This window comes from Treponema sp. UBA7567, assembly GCF_002476655.1.
GTDB lineage: Bacteria > Spirochaetota > Spirochaetia > Treponematales > Treponemataceae > Treponema_D.
On the sequence record NZ_DLLH01000071.1, the window covers coordinates 44,296 to 50,542 of the forward strand.

A 6,247-nucleotide genomic window follows, 5' to 3' on the forward strand; every position below is an offset into this window, starting at 1 on the left:
CTGTTCTTATCAAAACTCGAAATTCAGGCTAAATAAAAAAAGACTATTGTTTTTTTACAAGTCAATTTGCGGCTTAGGGATTGGAATGGTGAGCCCGTTTTGAAAAAAAACGGGCGAAAACAAACGCTTGCGTTTGGTCGGAGGCGTATGCCGTAGCCATGGAAAGCCCGACGGCGCATTGCGCCGGAAGCTCCTTTTTATAAATGTTTTTATGATTTTTATTTTTCAATGCGCCAAACTATAATTTATTTTCAAAATCTTCCATATTTTCAACACCTAAAAAAAGTGATAAATTTCTTCTATTCAAAAAATCAAAAAAAAGGAAAAGATAAATTTCCAGGTCTGAAAAAAAATGGATACAAACATCTCAAGAACACTGATAAGAAAAGCGACACAAAAAGACACTGCGGCAGTCCAAAGAATTTACGATAATATTCACACAGAAGAGGAAAGCGGACGCGCGGAAATCGGCTGGATAAGAGGAATCTACCCTGACGCACGTACAATCAAAGATGCCCTTGCAAGAAACGACCTTTTTGTCGTGGAAATTGACGGAAAAACTGCCGGAACAGTCATATTCAACCAGATACAGGTAGACTCATACAAAGGCGCTCCGTGGCAGTATGATGCGCCGGACAGCGAAGTTATGGTCATGCATACACTTGTCATAGACCCGGCAGAAAAAGGCAGAGGACTTGGAAAAGCGGTTGCAAAATTCTACGAGCAATATGCTCTTGAAAACGGATGCCGCTATCTAAGGATAGACACAAACGAAAAAAACTCCGCCGCCCGCTCATTCTATAAAAAACTCGGCTATAAAGAAATCGGAATCAGAGGCTGCACTTTCAACGGAATAAAAGGCGTAAACCTTGTGCTGCTTGAAAAGAAAATATAAAATCCGTGGCGATATGCGTACATAAGCGCTGTGCAAAACAAATTTTCTCTTCTATTTTCAACACTTTAAAAAAGTGATAAACTTTCTTCTATTCAAAAATCAGAAAGACAAAACGCAACCTTGAAAAGGTTTCTTTTTTTCTTTCAAACTTTTTTTCTTCCAAAATCACAAATCTGCGTTCAAATTTTGCGGATAAAACGAGGTCAGAAAATGTATCCATTTCAGAACATCGAGCCAAAATGGCAAAAATACTGGGACGAGCACAAGACGTTCAAGGCTGTTGAGGACGAGTCTTTTCCAAAAGAGAAGCGCCGCTACGTTCTCGATATGTTCCCTTACCCGAGCGGAGCGGGACTTCACGTAGGACACCCGGAAGGCTACACAGCCACAGACATTTACTCGCGCTTCTTGCGAATGAACGGCTACAACGTTCTTCATCCGATGGGATACGACGCGTTCGGCTTGCCGGCTGAAAACTACGCGATAAAGACAGGAACTCACCCAGCCGAAACAACTTTCAAGAACATCGCGCACTTTACCGAGCAGATTAAGGCTCTCGGATTCAGCTACGACTGGGACCGCGAAATCAAGACCTGCACTCCTGACTATTACAAATGGACTCAGTGGATTTTCCTCCAGCTCTACAAAAAAGGTCTGGCTTACGAGGCTCAGACTCCAATCAACTGGTGCCCTTCGTGCCTTACAGGGCTTGCAAACGAGGAAGTAAAGGAAGGACACTGCGACCGCTGCGGCGCGCAAGTTACGCACAAGGTTATCCGCCAGTGGATTCTTAAAATCACAGCCTATGCAGACCGTCTCTTAAAAGACTTGGATGAGCTCGACTGGCCGGAAAGCGTAAAGGCAATGCAGCGCAACTGGATTGGACGCTCGGAAGGCGCGGAAGTTGACTTTGCAGTTGCAGACAAGGACGGAAAAGCGACTGAGCAGAAGCTCACAGTCTATACAACAAGATGCGACACTCTTTTTGGCGCGACTTACATGGTTGTCTCGCCTGAGCATCCTTTAATCGAAAAGCTCACGACAGCAGAACAGAAAGAAGCAGTTGAAAAATACCGCGATGAGGCCGCGAAGAAATCAGACCTTGAGCGCACCGACCTTGCAAAGACAAAGACTGGCGTTTTCTCAGGAAGCTACGCGATAAATCCTGTTAACGGAAAGCTCATTCCAATCTGGGTTGCGGACTATGTTCTGATTTCTTACGGAACTGGCGCAATTATGGCAGTTCCGGCGCACGACACACGCGACTGGGATTTTGCAAAGAAATTCGGTCTTCCAATCATCGAAGTCTTGAAGTCAGAAGTTGACGTTCAAAAAGAGGCTTGGACTCAGGACGGAATCCACGTGAATTCAGAATTCTTAAACGGCCTTAACAAAAAAGACGCGATTGCAAAAATGCTCGAATTCCTGGAAGAAAAGAAAATCGGAAAAAAAGCCGTGAACTACAAGCTCCGCGACTGGGTTTTCAGCCGGCAGAGATACTGGGGCGAGCCGATTCCGCTCGTTCACTGTCCAAAATGCGGAACTGTTCCGGTTCCGGAAAGCGAGCTTCCGCTGGAGCTTCCAAACGTAAAGACTTACCAGCCGACAGGCACAGGCGAGTCTCCACTCGCAGGAATTGAGTCTTGGGTAAACTGCAAATGTCCTAAATGCGGAGCAGACGCAAAGCGCGAGACGAACACAATGCCTCAGTGGGCGGGAAGCTGCTGGTATTACCTTCGCTATCTCGACCCGAAAGACAATATGAATTTCTGCGCGTCAGACAAAGAAAAATACTGGATGCCTGTTGACCTTTACGTTGGAGGAGCAGAACATGCGGTTCTTCACCTTTTGTATGCGCGCTTCTGGCACAAAGTTCTTTACGACTGCGGAGTTGTCTCTACAAAAGAGCCGTTCCACCGCCTTATCAATCAGGGAATGATTACTTCTTTTGCTTTCCAGAGAAAGTCAAAGTCTCTCGTCGCAGTTGACGCAGTTGAAGAAAAAGACGGCAAATATTACGCGAAAGACGATGGAGAAGAGCTTGAGCGCGTTGTTGCGAAAATGTCGAAATCCCTTAAGAACGTCGTGAATCCGGACGAGATGATAAAGACTTACGGAGCCGACAGCGTGAGAATGTACGAGATGTTCATGGGGCCTCTCACAGTCTCAAAGCCGTGGAACACGCAGGGACTTATCGGCGTGAACCGCTTCCTCGACAAAATCTGGAACTTGTCAGAAAAGCCGATGAGCGATGTTGACATCACAGGAAAACTCGAAAAACCGCTCGCTTCGCTCCGAAAAACTTACGCTAAAACCGTAAAAAAAGTGACGGAAGACACAAGCAATCTTGACTTCAACGTTGCAATCAGCCAGATGATGATTTTTGTGAACGAGGCTTCAAAGCTCGACTCAATTCCAAAAGCGATGTGGGAAGGCTTTGTTCTCATGCTCTCGCCTTACGCTCCTCACCTTGGAGAAGAGCTGTGGCAGAAGCTCGGACACACAGACACAAACGCATACGAGAAATGGCCGACATTCGATGAAAGCTACTGCAAGGACGACACAAAGGAGTTCCCGGTTATGATAAACGGAAAGCTCCGCGCAAAGTTCGAGGCTGCAGCCGACACAGACAGCGCAACTCTTGAAGCAATGGCAAAAGAGACCGACGGCTACAAAAAATTCACCGACGGAAAAACAGTCGCGAAGATAATTGTAGTTCCAGGAAAACTCGTGAATGTCGTTGTAAAATAATTATCGTAAAAAATTAAAAAATTATCTAAAAACAATAAATATTTATTGACAAACGATAAAAACTCCTGTACAAATAAAAGTATAGGAGTTTTTTATGAACAACAGAAATATCAGTAAAATTACAAAAATCGTTTCAAAAATCTTTGAAATCTTGTTTCTTTTTAGTTCCGCCGCAATGATTGTCGCAACAGTGTTCTCATTTGTAATTCCTGAAAAATTCGGAAATTTTCTTCTTGAGTCAGTTGGAAACGGAACAATCGCCACAAATGGATTTGAAATTGAAATCGCTGATCAAAATGGAAATCTTATTCCAAGCGCGGTAAAAATTTTCGCTTTTGCAGGAATTTTTACAATGCTCTGCATGACAATGATTTTCAGAAATATTTATCTTATCATCCAAACATGCGAAGGAAAAACATGGTTCAGCAAGGGAAAAACGCCTTTTCAAAAAGACGTTGTAAGAATGGTCAGAGAAATCGGAATTTTCAGCATTATGATTCCTTTCATAGGTTTTGTAATGAGTCTGATTGCCCGAATTTCTCTCGGTGTTGATGCGTGCGAAACGAGCGTCCAGATTGTTGGAATTGCAATGGGAATCGCAATGATTTGTTTTTCAGAAATTTTTGCATACGGAATCAAACTGGAAGAAGAAGTTGAAGGACTTGTCTAGGGAACAAAAATGGGAAAAATCATTTTGCATCTTGACCGTGTAATGGTTGAACAAAAAATTTCTGTAAATGAACTTGCCGAAAAAGTCGGAATCACAAATGTGAATCTTTCAAAACTGAAAAATAACAGAGTTACGGCAATCCGCTTTTCGACATTGGAGGCACTTTGCAGAGTTTTAAAATGCCAGCCGGGAGATATTCTAGGCTACGAGGAATAGATACTTTTCGAGACTGTTAAATCCTTTCAGTAAATTCAGCAGGTTGTTATGCGGGGCAAACCCGCTTGAAGCTTATCTTTCGCTAACAAAATTCCATTCTCTCTTCTTGATTCTCTTTTGAAAAACCAATATATTAGCCCTGTAATTAGCATTAGCTAACAATTTTCTTTTCAAGGAGAAAGCTATGAAATCAACAAAGATTGTAAAAGTTATCGGACGCGAGATTATCGACTCGCGCGGAAACCCGACTGTGGAAGCGGAAATTCATCTTGAAGACGGAACTGTCGCGCTTGGAGCCGCTCCGTCTGGAGCCTCAACAGGCGAATTCGAGGCGCTGGAGCTTCGCGACGGAGACAAGTCAAAATTCGGCGGAAAAGGCGTTTCAAAGGCCGTCGCAAACGTGAACGGCGCAATCGCCAGCGCAATTGTCGGGCTTGACGCGGCAGACACATACAAGGTTGACGGCGCAATGCTCAAGGCTGACTGCACAAAGGACAAGTCAAACCTTGGAGCAAACGCGATTCTTGCAGTCTCAATCGCATGCGCGCGGGCGGCGGCAAACTCGCTCCAAATTCCTCTCTACAGATTCTTGGGCGGAGTTCAAGGAACAAAGCTTCCAGTTCCGATGATGAACATCTTGAACGGCGGAGCGCACGCGGACAGCGCGGTTGACACTCAGGAATTCATGATTATGCCGGCAGGCGCGCCTTCGTTCAAAGAGGGATTGAGATGGTGCACGGAAGTTTTCCACAAGCTCCACGACCTAATCAAGAAAATGGGAGACGTTACTGCAGTCGGAGACGAGGGCGGATTTGCGCCTAACAAGCTCGGAAGCGACGAGGAGGCAATCGAAAAAATTCTCGAGGCGGTTGAGGCGGCAGGCTACAAGCCGGGCAAGGACTTCTTGATTGCGATGGACGCGGCTTCTTCCGAATGGAAGTCTCCGAAAGGAAAAGGATTCTATCATCAGCCGAAGTCAGGAAAGGACTTCACGACGGACGAGCTTATCGCGCACTGGGAAAAGCTCGCCAGCAAGTATCCGATTGTCTCGATTGAGGACGGGCTTGACGAGGAAGACTGGGAAGGCTGGGTAAAGATGACAGAAAAACTCGGAAAGAAAGTCCAGCTCGTAGGCGACGACCTTTTCGTTACAAACGTCGAGCGGCTTTCAAAGGGAATAAAGATCGGGGCTGGGAACTCAATCCTTATCAAGCTGAACCAGATTGGCTCTGTCTCAGAAACGCTTGAGGCAATCAAGATGGCGCACAAGGCGGGCTACACAGCAATCGCTTCCCACCGCTCAGGCGAAACAGAGGACACAACAATAGCAGACCTTGCAGTAGCTCTCAACACCTGCCAGATTAAGACAGGCGCGCCAAGCCGCACAGAGCGCGTGGCAAAGTACAACCAGCTTCTGCGCATTGAAGAGGAGCTTGGTGACGCTGCCTGCTACCCTGGATTTGAGGCGTATAATATTAAGAAATAGAAAAAAGAAATTACATTATTGAGTTATAAAAAAGCCTGGACTGAAAACTGCTTTTACAGTTGAGGAACGGGCCTTTTTAATCAGGCAGAGTAATAAGTTTTGGGGATTCTGCTTAACAGGCTCTGATTCCTAATATAACTTCTGATGACATTAAAGCTAAATTCTAGCAGTCGTCAATGCTGTTAGATGTCTGCAATCAACCTACGTTTTGACAGCTATCAATATTGTT

Annotated in this window: 5 protein-coding genes; all 5 read left to right on the top strand. The window is 45.1% G+C overall.

From position 1 onward, the window contains the following. The first annotated feature begins 352 nt into the window (after positions 1–352). The 5 genes from B3Y13_RS08990 (at position 353) to eno (ending at position 6,018) form a co-directional block, all read left to right on the top strand. Positions 353–895 (top strand): GNAT family N-acetyltransferase, encoded by a 543-nt coding sequence (locus tag B3Y13_RS08990; RefSeq protein WP_296021451.1) that lies wholly within the window; start codon positions 353–355, stop codon positions 893–895. 210 nt (positions 896–1,105) lie between these two features. After that, the gene (gene leuS / locus B3Y13_RS08995; protein WP_296694052.1) at positions 1,106–3,646 is read left to right on the top strand and encodes a leucine--tRNA ligase; all 2,541 of its coding nucleotides are present in this window, start codon (positions 1,106–1,108) and stop codon (positions 3,644–3,646) included. A 94-nt stretch (positions 3,647–3,740) separates the two neighbouring features. Continuing rightward, the gene (locus B3Y13_RS09000) at positions 3,741–4,316 is read left to right on the top strand and encodes a hypothetical protein (RefSeq protein WP_296021462.1); all 576 of its coding nucleotides are present in this window, start codon (positions 3,741–3,743) and stop codon (positions 4,314–4,316) included. A gap of 9 nt (positions 4,317–4,325) precedes the next feature. Beyond that, entirely contained in the window at positions 4,326–4,532 is a 207-nt protein-coding gene (locus B3Y13_RS09005; RefSeq protein WP_296021468.1) for a helix-turn-helix domain-containing protein, read from the top strand. 184 nt (positions 4,533–4,716) lie between these two features. Beyond that, a complete protein-coding gene (gene eno / locus B3Y13_RS09010; protein WP_296694055.1) occupies positions 4,717–6,018 on the top strand; it encodes a phosphopyruvate hydratase in 1,302 nt (433 codons plus the stop codon). Positions 6,019–6,247: the final 229 nt, after the last annotated feature.

Coding starts and splice junctions, on each gene's coding strand:
- B3Y13_RS08990 (WP_296021451.1), top strand. CDS start 353: ATGGATACAAACATCTCAAGAACACTGATAAGAAAAGCGACACAAAAA.
- B3Y13_RS09000 (WP_296021462.1), top strand. CDS start 3,741: ATGAACAACAGAAATATCAGTAAAATTACAAAAATCGTTTCAAAAATC.
- B3Y13_RS09005 (WP_296021468.1), top strand. CDS start 4,326: ATGGGAAAAATCATTTTGCATCTTGACCGTGTAATGGTTGAACAAAAA.
- eno (WP_296694055.1), top strand. CDS start 4,717: ATGAAATCAACAAAGATTGTAAAAGTTATCGGACGCGAGATTATCGAC.
- leuS (WP_296694052.1), top strand. CDS start 1,106: ATGTATCCATTTCAGAACATCGAGCCAAAATGGCAAAAATACTGGGAC.